Origin of the sequence: Sphingomonas sp. (assembly GCF_019635515.1) — a bacterium.
Classification (GTDB): Bacteria; Pseudomonadota; Alphaproteobacteria; order Sphingomonadales; family Sphingomonadaceae; genus Sphingomonas.
This window is the reverse complement of the sequence record NZ_JAHBZI010000001.1, coordinates 2,256,879-2,273,346: the sequence shown is the minus strand read 5'-3', so window position 1 is coordinate 2,273,346 and position 16,468 is coordinate 2,256,879. Positions and strand designations below refer to the sequence as shown.

General features: G+C 66.2%; 16 protein-coding genes and 1 tRNA gene. 12 read left to right on the top strand and 5 right to left on the bottom strand.

What is annotated here, in order from left to right; translation table 11 throughout:
- Nucleotides 1-10: 10 nt before the first annotated feature.
- The gene (locus tag KF730_RS11460) at nucleotides 11-958 is read left to right on the top strand and encodes an acetyl-CoA carboxylase carboxyltransferase subunit alpha (RefSeq protein ID WP_294095216.1); all 948 of its coding nucleotides are present in this window, start codon (nucleotides 11-13) and stop codon (nucleotides 956-958) included.
- Nucleotides 959-977: 19 nt separating this feature from the next.
- Here the strand turns inward: KF730_RS11460 and KF730_RS11455 are convergent, their stop codons facing one another.
- From KF730_RS11455 to KF730_RS11445, 3 genes are all read right to left on the bottom strand, one after another.
- Complete coding sequence (locus KF730_RS11455; protein WP_294095213.1) at nucleotides 978-1,148, bottom strand: Flp family type IVb pilin; 171 nt, start codon at nucleotides 1,146-1,148, stop codon at nucleotides 978-980.
- A 73-nt stretch (nucleotides 1,149-1,221) separates the two neighbouring features.
- Nucleotides 1,222-1,389, bottom strand: coding sequence for a Flp family type IVb pilin (locus KF730_RS11450; RefSeq protein WP_066793728.1), 168 nt, complete (start codon nucleotides 1,387-1,389; stop codon nucleotides 1,222-1,224).
- A gap of 145 nt (nucleotides 1,390-1,534) precedes the next feature.
- Nucleotides 1,535-1,717, bottom strand: coding sequence for a Flp family type IVb pilin (locus KF730_RS11445; RefSeq protein WP_294095916.1), 183 nt, complete (start codon nucleotides 1,715-1,717; stop codon nucleotides 1,535-1,537).
- Between the two features lie 67 nt (nucleotides 1,718-1,784).
- Between KF730_RS11445 and KF730_RS11440 the strand changes: the two genes are divergently transcribed.
- Nucleotides 1,785-2,186 (top strand): (deoxy)nucleoside triphosphate pyrophosphohydrolase, encoded by a 402-nt coding sequence (locus KF730_RS11440; protein ID WP_294095194.1) that lies wholly within the window; start codon nucleotides 1,785-1,787, stop codon nucleotides 2,184-2,186.
- On the opposite strand, the gene KF730_RS11435 is transcribed toward KF730_RS11440, so the two are convergent.
- Complete coding sequence (locus tag KF730_RS11435; RefSeq protein ID WP_294095192.1) at nucleotides 2,158-3,003, bottom strand: methyltransferase domain-containing protein; 846 nt, start codon at nucleotides 3,001-3,003, stop codon at nucleotides 2,158-2,160. The two genes, KF730_RS11440 and KF730_RS11435, sit on opposite strands and share 29 nt — an antisense overlap.
- A gap of 50 nt (nucleotides 3,004-3,053) precedes the next feature.
- Here KF730_RS11435 and KF730_RS11430 point away from each other — a divergent pair, with 50 nt between their 5' ends.
- The 5 genes from KF730_RS11430 to KF730_RS11410 all read left to right on the top strand — a co-directional run bounded on the left by KF730_RS11430 (nucleotide 3,054) and on the right by KF730_RS11410 (nucleotide 5,438).
- Nucleotides 3,054-3,776: a ComF family protein gene (locus KF730_RS11430; RefSeq protein ID WP_294095189.1), complete on the top strand. Its 723-nt coding sequence runs from the start codon at nucleotides 3,054-3,056 to the stop codon at nucleotides 3,774-3,776.
- A gap of 36 nt (nucleotides 3,777-3,812) precedes the next feature.
- Nucleotides 3,813-4,070, top strand: coding sequence for a glutaredoxin 3 (gene grxC / locus KF730_RS11425; RefSeq protein WP_294095187.1), 258 nt, complete (start codon nucleotides 3,813-3,815; stop codon nucleotides 4,068-4,070).
- Nucleotides 4,067-4,891, top strand: a complete 825-nt coding sequence (locus KF730_RS11420) for a carbon-nitrogen hydrolase family protein (RefSeq protein WP_294095184.1) — start codon at nucleotides 4,067-4,069, stop codon at nucleotides 4,889-4,891. Before grxC ends, KF730_RS11420 begins: the two co-directional genes overlap by 4 nt.
- Nucleotides 4,888-5,316: a DUF1178 family protein gene (locus KF730_RS11415; RefSeq protein ID WP_294095182.1), complete on the top strand. Its 429-nt coding sequence runs from the start codon at nucleotides 4,888-4,890 to the stop codon at nucleotides 5,314-5,316. The genes KF730_RS11420 and KF730_RS11415 overlap by 4 nt, the downstream gene beginning before the upstream one ends.
- A 45-nt stretch (nucleotides 5,317-5,361) precedes the next feature.
- Nucleotides 5,362-5,438, top strand: a tRNA-Arg gene (locus KF730_RS11410).
- A 75-nt stretch (nucleotides 5,439-5,513) separates the two neighbouring features.
- Here the strand turns inward: KF730_RS11410 and KF730_RS11405 are convergent.
- On the bottom strand, nucleotides 5,514-5,984 hold the full coding sequence (locus KF730_RS11405; RefSeq protein ID WP_294095180.1) for an Lrp/AsnC family transcriptional regulator: 471 nt from the start codon (nucleotides 5,982-5,984) through the stop codon (nucleotides 5,514-5,516).
- A gap of 77 nt (nucleotides 5,985-6,061) precedes the next feature.
- Between KF730_RS11405 and putA the strand changes: the two genes are divergently transcribed.
- The 5 genes from putA (at nucleotide 6,062) to KF730_RS11380 (ending at nucleotide 16,460) form a co-directional block, all read left to right on the top strand.
- Nucleotides 6,062-9,703: a trifunctional transcriptional regulator/proline dehydrogenase/L-glutamate gamma-semialdehyde dehydrogenase gene (putA, locus tag KF730_RS11400; protein ID WP_294095179.1), complete on the top strand. Its 3,642-nt coding sequence runs from the start codon at nucleotides 6,062-6,064 to the stop codon at nucleotides 9,701-9,703.
- Between the two features lie 316 nt (nucleotides 9,704-10,019).
- The gene (locus KF730_RS11395; RefSeq protein ID WP_294095914.1) at nucleotides 10,020-13,403 is read left to right on the top strand and encodes a response regulator; all 3,384 of its coding nucleotides are present in this window, start codon (nucleotides 10,020-10,022) and stop codon (nucleotides 13,401-13,403) included.
- On the top strand, nucleotides 13,388-14,236 hold the full coding sequence (locus tag KF730_RS11390) for a CheR family methyltransferase (protein WP_294095176.1): 849 nt from the start codon (nucleotides 13,388-13,390) through the stop codon (nucleotides 14,234-14,236). The genes KF730_RS11395 and KF730_RS11390 overlap by 16 nt, the downstream gene beginning before the upstream one ends.
- Nucleotides 14,233-14,796 (top strand): chemotaxis protein CheB, encoded by a 564-nt coding sequence (locus KF730_RS11385; protein WP_294095174.1) that lies wholly within the window; start codon nucleotides 14,233-14,235, stop codon nucleotides 14,794-14,796. The genes KF730_RS11390 and KF730_RS11385 overlap by 4 nt, the downstream gene beginning before the upstream one ends.
- Nucleotides 14,793-16,460 (top strand): response regulator, encoded by a 1,668-nt coding sequence (locus KF730_RS11380; protein WP_294095172.1) that lies wholly within the window; start codon nucleotides 14,793-14,795, stop codon nucleotides 16,458-16,460. The genes KF730_RS11385 and KF730_RS11380 overlap by 4 nt, the downstream gene beginning before the upstream one ends.
- Nucleotides 16,461-16,468: the final 8 nt, after the last annotated feature.

Below are 16,468 nucleotides of genomic sequence, written 5' to 3'. Positions count from 1 at the left end.
CCGAGCGCGAATGACCATTTTTCTCGATTTCGAAAAGCCGATCGCCGAGCTTCAGACGCGCATCGACGAATTGCGTGCGACCGCCGAGGGCGGCGCCGTCAATATCGATGCCGAGATCGGGCCGCTGCAGGCGAAGTCCGACAAGCTGCTCAAGGACACGTATTCGAAGCTGACGCCGTGGCAGAAGACCCAGGTGGCGCGGCATCCCGAGCGCCCGCACTTCAAGCATTATGTCGCCGGGCTGATCGAGGACTTCATGCCGCTTGGCGGCGACCGCGCCTTTGCCGACGATTCGGCGATCATCGGCGGGCTGGGGCGCTTCCGCGGCCGCCGGGTGATGGTGATCGGGCACGAGAAGGGTGACGATACCGCCAGCCGGCTCAAGCATAATTTCGGGATGGGCAAGCCCGAGGGCTACCGCAAGGCGATCCGCCTGATGCAGCTCGCGGACAAGTTCAATCTGCCGGTGATCACGCTGGTCGACACCTCGGGCGCGTTCCCAGGTGTGCAGGCCGAGGAGCGTGGCCAGGCCGAGGCGATCGCGCGCTCGACCGAACAATGTCTCAATCTCGGCGTGCCGCTGGTTTCCGCGATCCTCGGCGAAGGCGGTTCGGGCGGCGCGGTGGCGCTGGCGGCTGGCAATAGCGTGCTGATGATGGAGCACGCGATCTATTCGGTGATTTCGCCGGAGGGTTGCGCGTCGATCCTGTGGCGGACCGGCGACAAGGCGGCGGACGCGGCGGAGGCGATGAAGGTGACCGCCCAGCACCTGAAGGAACTGGGTGTGATCGACGAGATCGTCGGAGAGCCGCTGGGCGGCGCGCATCGCGAGCCCGGTGCGGCGATCGGCGCTTTGGGAGACGCCATCGCGCGCGCGCTCGACGGGATGGCCGGTCTCTCGCCCGAGAGCCTGCGCCAAGCGCGCCGCGCGAAATTCCTGGCGATGGGCCGGGTCTAGGGCCCAAAGCCATTTGGCCTTAGCTGGCCTTCATGTTCGAGGAGACGTTCGAGAACGTCTTCTTGAGATTGTTGCCCAGGCCCTGCATCGCGGCGATCGCGGCGACGGCGATGAGAGCGGCGATCAGCCCGTATTCGATCGCGGTGGCTGCGCGCGTTTCGCGCAACATCGTTAAAAACTTGATCAGCATGTTTTGGATCCCCCCAAAGAAAAGGCGACGAAACCCGTAAGCCTCGCCGCCCGATTCTCTCGATTATGGAAGCTTACGAAGCCTTCATGTTCGACGACACGTTGCCGAAGGTCTTGTTGAGCTGGTTGCCCAGGCCCTGCATGGCAGCGATGGCGGCGACGGCGATAAGAGCGGCGATCAGGCCGTACTCGATCGCGGTGGCGCCCTTGGAATTCTTCAGGAAATTGCGAATCTTCTGCATTACCGGTCTCCAACGTTTGTCGTGTTGCTTCATTCACCCGACCTCCCCGGACATCCGGTTCGGCACATTCGAAGCTAGGCCCCGGAAGTAAATAAACGGCTAAGGCGGACCATTACGAAGCCGTTACGATTGCACTTTCGTGCAATTATCTCGCGTTCTGAACCTTGGTATGGATATTGCCCCAGAGCGAAGACGTGCTGCCGCCGAGCGACTGCAGGCCCGTCATCAACGCGAGCACGACGAGCGCGAGGATCAAGCCATATTCGACCGCGGTGGCCGCCTTGCGGTCCCCGAGCAGCATGACAATCCGTTGTGCCAAGGCTCGCATCGCCAAGACTTCTCCTTCAGAACTGGATCGTGAATAAAGAAAGAGCGTTAACTAAGTGCTGAACCACATGTCTGATTTATTGCTGGTGGTCGCGGCCGCCCTTATCGACGGCGATGGCCGCGTGCTCGTTCAGCAGCGGCCGCCCGGCAAGCCGATGGCGGGATTGTGGGAGTTTCCGGGGGGCAAGGTCGAGCGGGGCGAGGTGCCCGAGGCGGCATTGGTGCGCGAACTGGCGGAGGAACTGGGGATCGAGTTCGATGCCGCGACGCTCGCGCCCCTGACCTTCGCGAGCGAACCGCTGGACGGACGGCATCTGATGCTGTTGCTCTACGCCCTGCGCGAATGGCGCGGAACGCCCGAGCCCCGGCACGCGACGGCGCTGCGCTGGGTGATGCCGGCGGAACTGCGCGGGCTGGAGATGCCGCCCGCCGACCTGCCGTTCATCGCGGTTCTGGAGGCTTCGGTTTGAGCGCGTCCAGCAGCGATGCGGTCGCGCTGCCGCGTTTGGCGGGCTTGGGCTGCGAAGCGTCCGGCGCCCAGCCGGTCAGATAAACGATCTCGAAACGCTCGGCGGTGCGGCCGTCCGCGCCGGCGCGCTCGGCGAATTCCCGCGCGGCGCGGGCTAGCGTGCCGCGGGTGAGCGGCGGCGCGCCGGGGAGGAGATTGGTCGCCGCCATGCCGCGCAGATCGCGGAATAGGCCGAAGATGCTGGCGTAGCGCACGCTGAGCGTCTCGACGTCCGAGACCGGTAGGGCGAAGCCGGCGCGGGTGAGCAGATCGCCGCCGGCGCGCACATCGATCTGCGGGTGGAAGCGCGCGGCGGGGCGATCGGCTTCGGCGGCCATGAAACAGGCGCGGAGGGTGGCAAGGGTGCCGGCGCCGAGGAACGCGCCGAGGAACAGTCCGTCGGGGCGTAGCGCGCGGCGGGCGAGGGCGAGGGCGCCGGGAACGTCATTGATCGAATCGAGCACCCCCGCCGAGACGATCAGATCGAAGCTGGCGTCGGGGAAATGGGGCTGGTCTTCCTCGCCCTGCGTGCCGCCCGCAGCCCATATGCTCCCCGCATCGAGCCGGGTGATGCTGGCGCCGGGCAATTCGAACCCGCCGCCGAAGCTGCCGAGATCGAGCACGTCGCGGAACCTCCGGTTCACGCCTTCCAGCCGCTCGGAAATGCCCTCCAGCATGTGATCGCGCACGAAGCTCTCATAGGCCCGCGCGGCGCGGTCGCGGCGTTTGCGGCGGAGCGCGCGGTCGAAGATTTCGGAGGGGGATTCGGCAGCTGGCATATCGGGGCGCTTGTGCAGCGGCGCGGAGCGGGGGACAAGGGAGCGTGCTGATGACCCCGCTCGCCCGGCTCGCCGATCTCGCGCTTCCCCCGCGCTGCCCGGGCTGTGGCGAGATCACGGGGGAGGATCACCGCTTCTGCGTGCGGTGCTGGGGCAGCCTGCGCTTCCTCGGGCCGCCCTGGTGCGCGCTGTGCCATGCGCCGTTCGACTATGATCGCGGCGAGGGCGCGGCGTGCGGCGAATGCCTGGCCGATCCGCCGCTCCTTTCGGGAGTGCGCGCGGCAGTCGCCTATGGCGAGGTGGCGCGATCGGTGGCGCTCAAGCTCAAATATTCGGGCCGGCTGGCCTGCGCCGAAACCATGGCGCGAGCGATGGCGCGGCTGATGCCCGAAGATGCGGATCTGCTGGTGCCGGTGCCCCTGCACCGCTGGCGGATCTGGGGCCGCGGGTTCAACCAGGCGGCGTTGATCGCGGGAGCGCTATCGAAATCGAGCAAGGTGCCCGCCGATATGGAGTTGCTGCGCCGGATGAAGGCGACGCCGGTGCTGCGCGGGCTGGGTTACAAGGGTCGGGCCAAGGCGGTGGCGGGAGCCTTCGCGCTGGCCGCGGATGCTGCGGCAAGGCTTGCGGGCAAGACCGTGGTGCTGATCGACGATGTCCATACCAGCGGCGCGACGGCGAATGCCTGCACCAGGACGTTGCGACGCGGCGGCGCGGCGAAAGTGAGCCTTCTTTGCTGGGCGCGCGTTCTGGGAGATGAGGCGCTGGATTGACAAGCGGCCGGACCGACCACAATTGCCGAGGAAGATATGGCGAAAATCGAAATCTACACCAAAGCCTTTTGCCCCTATTGCCACCGCGCCACCGCGCTGCTGGCGAGCAAGGGAGCGGAATTCGAAGAGTTCGACATCACCATGGGCGGCCCCAAGCGCACCGAGATGCTCGAGCGCTCGAACGGGCGCACCACTGTTCCGCAGATCTTTATCGACGGCAAGCATATCGGCGGGTCGGACGATCTCGCCGCGCTGGAGCGTCAGGGCGGACTGGACTCCTTGCTAGCGGCATGACGCGCGCTGCTTTGCTTCAGATGACGAGCGGGATCGATCCGCGCGCCAACGCCCGCACCATCGTCGCGGGCGTGGAGCAGGCGGCTGCGGGCGGGGCGGCGATGCTGTTCACCCCGGAAATGTCCGGGCTGGTCGATCGTGACCGCGACCGCGCGGCGGCGTCGCTGGCGCATGAGGGTGACGACCGCGTGCTCGCCGCGGTGCGCGAGGCGGCGGCGAAGGCGGGCATCTGGGTCCATATCGGCAGCCTCGCCATCCTGCGCGATGACGGCAAGCTGGCCAATCGCGGCTATGTGATCGATGCCAGCGGCGCGATCCGGGCAAGCTACGACAAGATGCATCTGTTCGACGTCGACCTGCCGACCGGCGAAAGCTGGCGCGAGTCGAACAGTTATGCGGCGGGCGAGCGGGCAGTGACGGTGCGCACCCCGCTGGGCGTGCTGGGTCTCGCGATCTGCTACGATCTGCGCTTTCCCGATCTGTTTCGCGCATTGAGCGACGCCGGCGCGACGCTGCTGGCGATTCCAGCCGCCTTCACCCGCCCGACCGGCGCGGCGCACTGGCATGTGCTGATGCGCGCGCGGGCGATCGAAGCGGCGGCGTTCGTCATCGCGGCGGCGCAGACCGGCGTCCATGAGGATGGCCGCGCCACCTATGGCCATTCGCTGGTCAGCGATCCCTGGGGCGAGTTGCTGCTCGATATGGGCGAGGCGGCTGGCCTTGGCTTTGCCGAGATCGATATGACGCGGGTCGAGAATGCGCGGGCCCGGGTACCGGTGCTCCAGCATCGCCGGGCGATCCCGGAAGTCGAGGCACTGTGATCGTTTTCGACCTTCGCTGTGGGCAGGGCCATGTCTTCGAGGCGTGGTTCGGATCGAGCGCGGCATTCGCCGAGCAGAAGGCCAGCGGGCTGGTGGCGTGCCCGGTCTGCGGCAGCGGCGAAGTCGATAAGGCGGTGATGGCGCCCAATGTCGCCGCCAAGGGCAATCAGGGCGCGGCGATCCCGCCCGAGGCGATGAAGGCGGCGATGGCCGCGCTCGCCGCGGCGCAGGGCAAGGCGCTGGAGAATTCCACCTGGGTCGGCACCGCCTTTGCCGACAAGGCCCGCTCGATGCATCTGGGGGAGGTGCCCGTGGCGCAGATTCACGGCCAGGCGACGGCGGATGAGGCGAGGGCGCTGATCGACGAAGGCGTGCCCGTCGCACCGCTGCCATTGCCGGTTGTGCCGCCGGAAGCGAGCAACTGAAGCGCGATTGACCCCTCGGATGCCGCCCACTACCAGCAGCGGCGTGGCCCCGTAGCTCAGCAGGATAGAGCAAGCGATTCCTAATCGAGAGGTCGGAGGTTCGAATCCTCTCGGGGCCACCATCACCGTCGATTGGGGAGCACCCAACACGATAACGGACGACGCAGCGGGTAATTGCTAGACCACCGCAGTCCGGCCTAGTCGCTGCTGTCGCGGATCGTCTCCATCACGACGAAGGTCGAGGTGCTGGCGACGTGCGGGAGGCTGGAGATGCGCTCGCCGAGCACGATCCGGTAGCGGCGGATATCGGAGGTGCGGACCTTGAGCAGATAATCGAAGCTGCTGGCGATCATATGGCATTCCTCGACCTCCGGAATGCGCAGCACGGCCTGTGCGAATTCCTCCAGCGCCGCCTCACGCGTGTCCGAGAGCTTCACCTCGGCAAAGGCGATATGATCGAGGCCGAGCTTGACCGGGTCGATCACCGCGCGAAAGCCGCGGATGACGCCGTGATCGATCAGCCGCTTGAGCCGGACCTGGCACGGCGTCTTGGAAAGGCCGACCCGGCTGGCCAGCTCGGTGACCGACATGCGGCCATCCTCGCGCAGGATGTCGATGATCTGCTGATCGAATCGGTCGAATTGCCCGGAATTATTAGTATTTGCCATTAAAGTGATCCGATCAATTGCCTGGTGATAGGTGAAACGCCTTCATAATAGCCGCTGATTGGCGAGATCGCCACCGCGTGTCGTGCTATGGGCGCCATAGCAGCCGAGAGGATGAGATGACCGACGACGCGATGCCCCCCCTGTTCGCCGACTTCGCTCCGCCGATCCGCACCCAGAGCGCGCTGCGTCAGGCGATCACCGCCGCCTATCGTCGTAGTGAGCCCGAATGCGTGGCGGCGATGGTCGAGCAGGCGCGACTGCCCGATACGGTCCGCGCCGAGGCGGCGGCAACCGCGACCGCGCTGATCACCGCGCTGCGCGCCAAGCATAAGGGCAGCGGCGTCGAGGGGCTCGTCCAGGAATATGCGCTGTCGAGCCAGGAAGGCGTGGCATTGATGTGCCTTGCCGAGGCGCTGCTGCGCATTCCCGACAATGACACCCGCGACGCGCTGATCCGCGACAAGATCGCCGATGGCGACTGGAAGTCGCATATCGGCGATGGCCGCTCGCTGTTCGTCAACGCCGCCACCTGGGGACTGGTGGTCACCGGCAAGCTTACCAGCAGCGTCAATGATCGCGGGCTGGCGGCGGCGCTGACCCGGCTGATCGCGCGGGCCGGCGAGCCGGTGATCCGCCGCGGCGTCGATATGGCGATGCGGATGATGGGCGAGCAGTTCGTGACGGGCGAGACGATCGGCGAAGCACTCAAGCGATCGCGGCCGCTCGAGGCGGAAGGCTTCGCCTATAGCTACGACATGCTCGGTGAGGCGGCGACGACCGCGGCCGATGCCGCGCGCTACTACCGCGACTATGAGACCGCGATCCATGCCATCGGCAAGGCCTCGGCCGGGCGTGGCGTCTATGCCGGCCCGGGTATCTCGATCAAATTGTCGGCGCTGCATCCACGCTATTCACGCGCGCAGGCGGAGCGGGTGACCCGTGAATTGCTGCCGCGCGTGCAGACGCTGGCCGCGCTCGCCAGGAGCTATGACATCGGCTTCAACATCGATGCCGAGGAAGCCGACCGGCTGGAACTGTCGCTCGATCTGCTGGAAAGCCTCGCGCTCGATCCGGCGCTTGGTGACTGGAAGGGGCTGGGCTTCGTCGTCCAGGCCTATGGCAAGCGCTGTCCCCATGTCATCGACTGGATCGTCGATCTGGCACAGCGCGCCGGGCGGCGAATCATGGTGCGGCTGGTCAAGGGCGCCTATTGGGACGCCGAGATCAAGCGTGCGCAGGTCGACGGGCTGGCGGACTTCCCGGTCTACACCCGCAAGATCCACACCGACATCGCCTATATCGCTTGCGCACGGAAGCTGCTGGCGGCGGGCGACGCGGTATTCCCGCAATTCGCGACACACAACGCCCAGACGCTGGCGACCATCCATGCGATGGCGGGCCCCGATTTCCATCTCGGCAGATATGAGTTCCAGTGCCTGCATGGCATGGGCGAGCCGCTGTATGAAGAAGTCGTCGGCGCCGCCAAGCTCGACCGGCCGTGCCGCATCTATGCGCCGGTCGGCACGCATGAGACGCTGCTTGCCTATCTGGTCCGCAGGTTGCTGGAGAATGGGGCCAACTCCTCGTTCGTCAACCGCATCGCCGATCCCGACGTCTCGATCGCGGAGTTGATAGCCGACCCGATCGACGCGGTCGGCACCGGTCAGAAACACCCGCAGATCGCGTTGCCCGCCGACCTTTATGGCACGCGGCGCAATTCGGACGGGCTCGATCTCGCCAACGAGACGGTGCTGTCGATGCTGGACGCGCAGCTGACGGCAGGCGCGCATTCGGACTGGCGGGCGGCTGCCAATGCCGGAGGCGGAACTTCGCGCGAGGTGCGCAATCCCGCCGATCATCGCGATCTGGTCGGCATGGTTGCCGAGCTTTCGGAGGAAGAGGCATGGCATGCCGTCCGCGCCGCAACCGCGGCGGCGAAGGGCTGGGCGGCGGTGCCTGTCGCCGAGCGCGCGGCCTGCCTCGATCGCGCGGCGGACCTGATGCAGGACCGGATGCCTGCGCTGCTCGGACTGGTGATGCGGGAGGCGGGAAAGTCGCTGCCCAACGCCATTGGCGAGATTCGCGAGGCGATCGATTTCCTGCGCTATTACGCCGATCAGGCGCGGCGCACCCTGGGCGGGGTCCAGCCGCTAGGGCCGGTCACGTGCATCAGTCCATGGAATTTCCCGTTGGCGATCTTTATCGGCCAGGTCGCCGCGGCGCTGGTCGCGGGCAACCCCGTGCTGGCCAAGCCGGCCGAGGAAACCCCGCTGATCGCCGCGCAGGGCGTCGCCCTGCTCCATGAAGCCGGCGTACCGGAAGCGGCGCTGCAATTCGTGCTGGGCGACGGCCGGATCGGCGCGGTGCTGGTGTCTGCACCCGAGACGGCGGCGGTGATGTTCACCGGCTCGACCGAGGTCGCGCGGATCATCCAGGCCGAACTGGCGAAGCGTTTGTCCGCCGACGGCAAGCCGATCCCGTTCGTCGCCGAGACCGGCGGGCAGAATGCGATGATCGTCGACAGCTCGGCGCTGGCGGAGCAGGTGGTGGGCGACGTCATCGCCTCGGCGTTCGACAGCGCGGGCCAGCGATGCTCGGCGCTCCGCATCCTGTGCCTGCAGGAAGACATCGCGGATCGCACGCTCGAGATGCTGCGCGGCGCGCTGCACGAGCTGAAGATCGGACGCACCGACCGGCTCAGCGTCGATATCGGCCCGGTGATCACGGCCGAGGCGCAAGCCAATATCGACAAGCATATCGCGCGCATGCGCGGGCTGGGGCGGCGCGTCGAGCAGATCGCGCTCGACGGTGAGACCATGCATGGCACCTTCGTGCCGCCGACGATCATCGAGCTGGACAGCATCGCCGATCTTACCGCCGAAGTGTTTGGCCCGGTCCTGCATGTCGTTCGCTTCCGGCGCGAAGGGCTCGACCGGCTGATCGACCAGATCAATGCCACGGGTTACGGCCTCACTTTCGGGCTCCATACCCGGCTCGACGAGACCGTCGCGCATGTCACCGAGCGCGTGAAGGCGGGCAATCTCTACATCAACCGCAACGTGATCGGCGCGATCGTCGGCGTGCAGCCGTTCGGCGGGCGCGGGCTTTCGGGCACCGGGCCGAAGGCGGGCGGGCCGCTCTATCTGGGCCGGCTGGTTCGGCAAGCGCCGCCGCCGCAGCTGAGCTCGAACGTTGCCGACGCGGCGCTGCGCGATCTCGCTTTGTGGCTGGAGGAACAGGGCGATCGCGAAGCGGCCGCGGCGGCGCGTGACCTGGCGGGCGCTTCGCCGCTGGGCGCTGCCGTCGAACTGGCGGGGCCGGTCGGCGAGCGCAACATCTACGCGCTGCATCCGCGCGGGCGCGTGCTGCTGGTCGCGGAGACGCGCGCCGGACTGATCCGGCAGCTGGCATCGGCGCTGGCGGCCGGCAACCATGCGGTGATCGGGGCGGGGCCGGCGCTTGACGGCTTGCCGCCTGGCATTGCCGCGCGAATCGAGCGTGCGGAGGATTGGGCGGCGGCGGGGCCGTTCGCCGGTGTGCTTGTCGAAGGCGCGGGCGAGGCCGTCCGCGCCGTGCTGGCGCGGGTGGCGGCGCTGCCCGGACCGATCCTGTTGCCACAGGCCAACGACTATCGGCTCGATTGGCTGGTCGAGGAGGTGTCGACTTCGATCAACACCACGGCTGCGGGCGGCAATGCCAGCCTGATGGCAATGGCCTGATATCGCGGCGAAGTTCTTCGTCAGGAGAGCCTTTTCGCGAAGATTCGCCTGCGCTGTCAGTTTGCGATCTGCGATTGTTGTATTCGACGTGGCACGAGCGCCCGAGGTCTGCCGCGATAGCGGTGAGGATTCCGAAGGGTAGGACGTGCCCCCCCGGCCGGAAAACGCTCCGGTGCGTGCGCTAATCTTGCCGTTCGGGCTTGCGCCCGGACGGCTGGCGTGGAAGCGGGGAACGGAAACTCGCTCTCTTTTAAAAGGCTTGTCGAGAAAGATGCCGCAGACCTCCGTGCGCGACACTTCGAACCGCGACTCCCGCATGGGCCTGGGCACGGCGCTCGGCGTCGCCGCCGCGCTCCTGTTCTTCCTGATCAGCGGCGCGCTGGCCTATTCGAACATCCAGGGCCTGCGTGGCGATACGGCCAAGGTGGTGCACACCCATGAGGTCATCACCGAACTCGGGACATTGCTGTCGGCGGTGCAGGACGCGGAGACCGGGCAACGCGGCTTTCTGCTGACCGGCAACAACCGCTATCTGGAGCCCTATGAGGATGCGCGGGCCCGAGCCGAGGCGAGCCTGAACGCGATCGAGACGCTGACCAGCGACAATCCGATGCAGCAGGCCAATCTGCGCCGCCTCAGGCCGCAAGTCGACGCCAAGCTCGCCGAGCTCAGGGGAACGATCGATCTGCGCCGTAGCCAGGGCGCCAGCGCCGCGCTGGCGGTGGTCAATACCGATCGCGGCAAGGTCGCCATGGATAAGTTGCGCACGCAACTTACCGCGATGCGCTCCGAAGAGCGGCGCTTGCGCGAAGCGCGGCTCGTGCAGATGGAGAACGCTTATCAGACCGCGATGCTGAGCGGCGTTCTGGCGGCGCTGCTGGGAATCGGCCTCACCCTCGCGGTGGGCGTGCTCGTCCACCGCAGCACGCTGGCGCGCCAGCGCGCGGCCTGGCTGCAGGCCGGAGAGATCGGTCTTGCCCAGCAAATGCTCGGCGACAAGAATGTCCGCGAGCTAAGCGAAAGCGTCCTCGATTTCCTGACTTCCTATGTCGGCGCGCAGGCGAGCGTGCTGTTCAAGGGCGAGAGCGATGTCTTCGAGAAGACCGCTTCGCTCGGGGTACCGGGCGATGCCGCGGTGCCCGAGCGTTTCGCGCTGCGCGAAGGGCTGCTGGGGCGCGCCGCCGCGGACGGGCAGCCGGTCGTGATCGATCATGTTCCCGAAGGGTATCTGACGGTTGGCTCGGCGCTGGGGCGCGATACGCCGCGTCATCTGATCATCGTTCCGTTCAGCGCCGACGGCGTGGTCAACGCGGTCGCCGAATTCGGTTTTCTGCACCCGGTCGATGAGCGGTTGCGCGATTTCTTCGCGCAGATTGCCGTCCCGGTCGGTGTCGGCCTGCGTTCTGCCCGCTACCGCACCGAATTGCAGAATCTGCTGGAAGCGACGCAACGCCAGTCGGAAGAGTTGCAGGTCCAGAGCGAAGAGCTGCGGGTCTCCAACGAGGAACTGGAAGAGCAGGGCCGCGCGCTCAAGGAATCGGCGGTGCGTCTGGAGCAGCAGCAGGTCGAGCTCGAACAGACCAACTCGCAGCTGGAAGAGCAGGCGCAATTGCTGGAAACCCAGCGCGACGAACTTGCCCGCTCGGGCGCGGCGGTCGAACTGAAGGCGCGCGAGCTGGAGCAGGCGAGCCAGTACAAGTCGGATTTCCTCGCCAATATGAGCCATGAGCTGCGCACGCCGCTCAACTCGCTGCTGATCCTGTCCAAGCTGCTCGGCGACAATCCCGGCGGCAACCTCACCGAAGAGCAGACGCAATATGCCCGGACGATCCAGGCATCGGGCAATGATCTGCTCAACCTGATCAACGATATTCTCGATCTGTCGAAGATCGAGGCCGGGCATATCGATATCCGCGCCGAGTCGGTTTCGCTCAAGCGGATCACGACCGATCTGCGCCAGACCTTCGACCCGATCGCCAGGGAGCGCGGGCTCGATTTCGAGATCGACATCGCCAGGAAGTTGCCGGCATCGATCGCGACCGATCGCCAGCGGCTCGAACAGATCCTCAAGAATCTGCTCTCCAACGCCTTCAAGTTCACCGAGAAGGGCAAGGTCACGCTGCGCATCGCGCCGGTGGATGACGGCCGGCTGGCGCTGACGGTGACGGATACCGGCATCGGCATCTCGCCCGAGCAGCACGCGGCGATCTTTGACGCCTTCCGTCAGGCCGATGGCGCGATCAACCGCAAATATGGCGGCACCGGGCTCGGCCTGTCGATCTCGCGCGAGCTGGCGCGGCTGCTCGGCGGATCGATCGCGCTGGCCAGCGAGCCCGGCAAGGGCAGCAGCTTCACCGTCACCATCCCGCTCGAATATGATCCCGCTCAGGTCGAAGCGCGGCCCGAGCCTGCGGCCCCCCAGCCGGCCGCCTTGCCGAGCGGCAAGGCCAGCAAGGCCGCCAAAAGATCGATGCTGGCGCCGCCGATCGACGATGATCGCGACAAGCTCGAAGGGGCGCGCCGCGTCCTGCTCGTGGTCGAGGACGACCGGACCTTTGCCGGGATCGTTCGCGATCTTTCCCGCGAGGCCGGGTTCCAGACGCTCGTCGCCGGCACCGCCGAAGAGGCGCTCGATCTGGCGCAGCGGTTCAAGCCCAATGCGATCGTGCTCGATCTCGGCCTACCCGATCAATCGGGCCTGTCGGTGCTTGATCGCCTCAAGCGCGAGGATGCGACGCGGCACATCCCGATCCATGTCGTCTCGGCTAGCGATCATCAGCAGACCGCCTTCTCTCTCGGCGCGATGGGCTATCTGGTGAAGCCGGTGAAGCGCGAGGATCTGGCGCACGCGCTCGATGCGCTGGAGGCGCAGCTGACCCGGACGATGCGGCGGGTGCTGATCGTCGAGGACGATCCCGTCCAGCGTGAGGCCGTCGCCAAATTGCTCGCGGGCCCCGAGATCGAGACAGTCGGCGCGGGCACCGCCGCGGAATGCCTCAAGCTGCTCAAGGAACAGACTTTCGATTGCATGGTGCTTGATCTGTCGCTTCCCGACGCATCGGGCTTCTCGCTGCTCGAAACGCTGGGCGAGGGCGAGCACAGCTTCCCGCCGGTGATCGTCTATACCGGTCACGATCTATCGGCCGAGGCCGAGCAGAAACTGCGGCGCTATTCGAGCTCGATCATCATCAAGGGCGCGAAGTCGCCCGAGCGGCTGCTCGACGAGGTCACGCTGTTCCTTCACCAGGTCGTATCCGAGCTGCCGCCCGAGCAGCAGAAGATGATCAAGCAGGCGCGCAATCGCGACGCCGTGCTGGAGGGGCGGCGGATCCTCATCGTCGAGGATGATGTCCGCAATGTCTATTCGCTTACCAACATCCTCGAACCGCGCGGCGCCAAGGTCGCCATCGCCCGCAACGGTCAGGAGGCGCTCGATACGCTGGGCGGGGCGACGGGCACCGGCGATGAAATCGATCTGGTGCTGATGGACGTGATGATGCCGGTGATGGACGGCCTCGATGCGACGCGCCGCATCCGGCTCGATCCGCGCTGGGCGAAGCTGCCGGTGATCATGCTGACGGCAAAGGCGATGCCGGACGATCAGGAACGATGTCTCGCGGCGGGCGCTAACGACTATATGGCCAAGCCGCTCGACGTCGACAAACTGCTCTCTCTGGTGCGCGTATGGATGCCGCGCTGACTCCGCCGGCGAGCGAGCCGGTCGAGGATATCGAAATCCATTTGCTGCTCGAGGCGCTCTACCGGCGCTATCACTACGACTTCCGGCACTATGCGCGGGCGTCGATCAAGCGGCGGCTGCGCCAGGCACGCGAGCAGCTTGGCTATGCGAGTCTCTCGGCGTTGCAGGACGCGCTGCTGCACGACAAGGCGGTGATGACGCGGCTGCTCGACTATCTGACGGTGCAGGTCAGCGAGATGTTTCGCGACCCCGGCTATTTCCGGGCGATCCGTGAGAAGGTCGTGCCGCATCTGCGGACCTATCCTTCGCTCAAATTCTGGATCGCCGGATGCAGCGGCGGCGAGGAACTCTACTCCTTCGCGATCCTGCTTCATGAAGAGGGCTTGCTCGACCGCACGCTGCTCTACGCGACCGATATCAATCCCGCCGCGCTGGAGGCCGCGCAAAGCGGCATCTTCGCGGCAGACCGGATCGCGGCGTTCACCAGGAACCATCAGCGCGCCGGTGGCAAATCCTCGCTCTCCGATTACTACACCACCGCTTATGGCCGCGCTTCGTTCGACAAGAGGCTGCGTGCCCAGGTTGTGTTCTCGGATCATAGCCTGGTGACCGACGCGGTATTCGCCGAGTGCCAGTTCGTCTCGTGCCGCAACGTGATGATCTATTTCGATCGCCCCCTGCAGGACCGCGCGATCGGACTGTTCCGGGATTCGCTCAGCCGCCGCGGTTTCCTTGGGCTCGGATCGAAGGAGACGCTGCGCTTCTCCGCGCATGCCGACGCCTTCAGCGAGTTCGTGCGCGAGGAAAAAATCTATCAGCGGCGCGATTCATGAGCGTTGAGGCGGTCGTGATCGGCGCATCGGCGGGGGCGGTGCAGGCGCTGTCCCGGATCTTGCCGCGCTTGCCTGAAGCCTATCCCTTGCCGGTGTTTGTTGTCGTGCACGTGCCTTCCGATCCATCGGGGCTGACGACCCTGTTCAGTGCTAAATGCCTGGCCTCGGTGCGCGAGCCCGAGGACAAGGAGCCGATAGCGCCCGGCACCGTCTATTTCGCGCCGCCGGGCTATCACATGCTGATCGAGGCGGACCGCAGCATCGCCCTGTCGATGGACGAGCCAGTGCTGTTCTCGCGGCCGTCGATCGATATCCTCTTCGAGAGCGCGGCCGACAGCTATGGCGCAGGGCTGATCGGCGTGATCCTCACCGGCGCGAACGAGGATGGCGCGGAAGGGGCGGCGGCGGTCGCCGGGGCCGGCGGCAGGGTGCTGGTCGAAAATCCAGCCTCGGCCTTTGCCGCGACGATGCCTGCCGCGGCGCTGGCCCGATGCCCGGGAGCGGAATCGCTGTCCCTCGATGCGATCGCGGACTATCTGGTGGGGCTGGGAGAGACATGAGCAGCGCCATCGAGACCATATATTTCCTGATCGTCGACGATCTCGAAGAGAATCTGGTGGCGCTTGAGGCGCTTTTGCGGCGCGAGGGGCTGGGCTTTCTTCGCGCGCGCTCTGGCGAGGAAGCGCTGGAGCTCCTGCTCAAGCACGAGATCGCGCTCGCTCTTCTCGACGTGCAGATGCCGGGGATGGATGGCTTCGAACTGGCCGAGTTCATGCGCGGCAACGAGCGCACCCGCCACGTTCCGATCATCTTCCTCACCGCCGGCAGCGCGGATACTCAGCGGCGTTTCCGGGGCTATGAGGCCGGCGCGGTCGATTTCATACAGAAGCCGATCGAACCCGAAATGCTGCGCGGCAAGGCTAACGTCTTTTTCGACCTGTACAGTCAGCGGCGCGCGCTCGCCAACGCCGCCGATCAGCTCGAAGCGCAGGTGCGCGAGCGGACCGCCGCGCTCGAGGACGCGCTCAATCGCCTGCGCGACGAAACCGCCGAGCGCGAACGGGCCGAAGCGTCGCTGCGCCAGAGCCAGAAGATGGAGGCGGTCGGCCAGCTGACCGGCGGGATCGCGCACGATTTCAACAATATGCTGACCGGTATCATCGGCTCGCTCGATCTGATGCGGCGCCGCATCGCCGCGGGCAGATTGGACGATCTCGACCGGTATATGGATGCCGCGACGACATCCGCGGATCGCGCGGCGGCGCTGACGCAACGACTGCTCGCTTTCTCGCGCCGCCAGTCGCTCGATGCCCAGCCGCTCGAGCTGAACGCGCTGATTCAGTCGATGTCGCAACTTGTCGAGCGCGCGATTCCCGAGAACATCGCTTTCGCGCTGGCGCTGGAACCGGGCCTTCCCAACGCGCTCGCCGATGCCAATCAACTCGAGAACGCGATCCTCAACCTGGCGCTCAACGCCCGCGATGCGATGCCGGAGGGCGGCAAGCTGACGATCGAGACAAGCCTTGCCGATCTTGGCGATACATCCGTCGCGTCGAACGCCGGACTGGCGGCCGGCAAATATGTGCTCGTCGCGGTGTCCGACACCGGCACCGGCATTCCCGACGATCTGCTGGAAAAGGTCTTCGACCCGTTCTTCACCACTAAGCCGCTCGGCCAGGGCACCGGCCTCGGCCTGTCGATGGTCTATGGCTTCGCGCGGCAGAGCGGCGGCGCGGTGCGCATCCATAGCCAGCAAGGGCTCGGCACTTCGGTGAAGCTCTATCTGCCGATAACCGATGCCGCGCTCGCCGAACGCTGCGCCTCGCCGGGATCCGCACCGCGCGGCGATGGCGAGCGGGTGCTGGTGGTGGAAGACGATCCGGCGGTGCGGATGCTGGTCCGCGAAGTGCTCGAAGAGCTGCGCTACGAAGCCATCGAAATTGCCGATCCGACCGCGGCGGTGCCGCTGCTCGCGTCGGAGGAGCGCATCGATCTGATGATCTCCGATGTCGGCATGCCCGGCATGAACGGACGCGAGCTTGCCGATCTGGCGCGCGAGCATCGGCCAGACCTGCCGATCCTGTTCATCACCGGCTATGCCGAGCACGCGACCATTCGTTCGGGGTTTCTGGGTGCGGGCATGTCGATGATCACCAAGCCTTTCTCGCTCGATGGGCTGGCGACCAAGATCAGCGAATTGATCGGAGCGGTCACGACTGAATAGTTACGCCG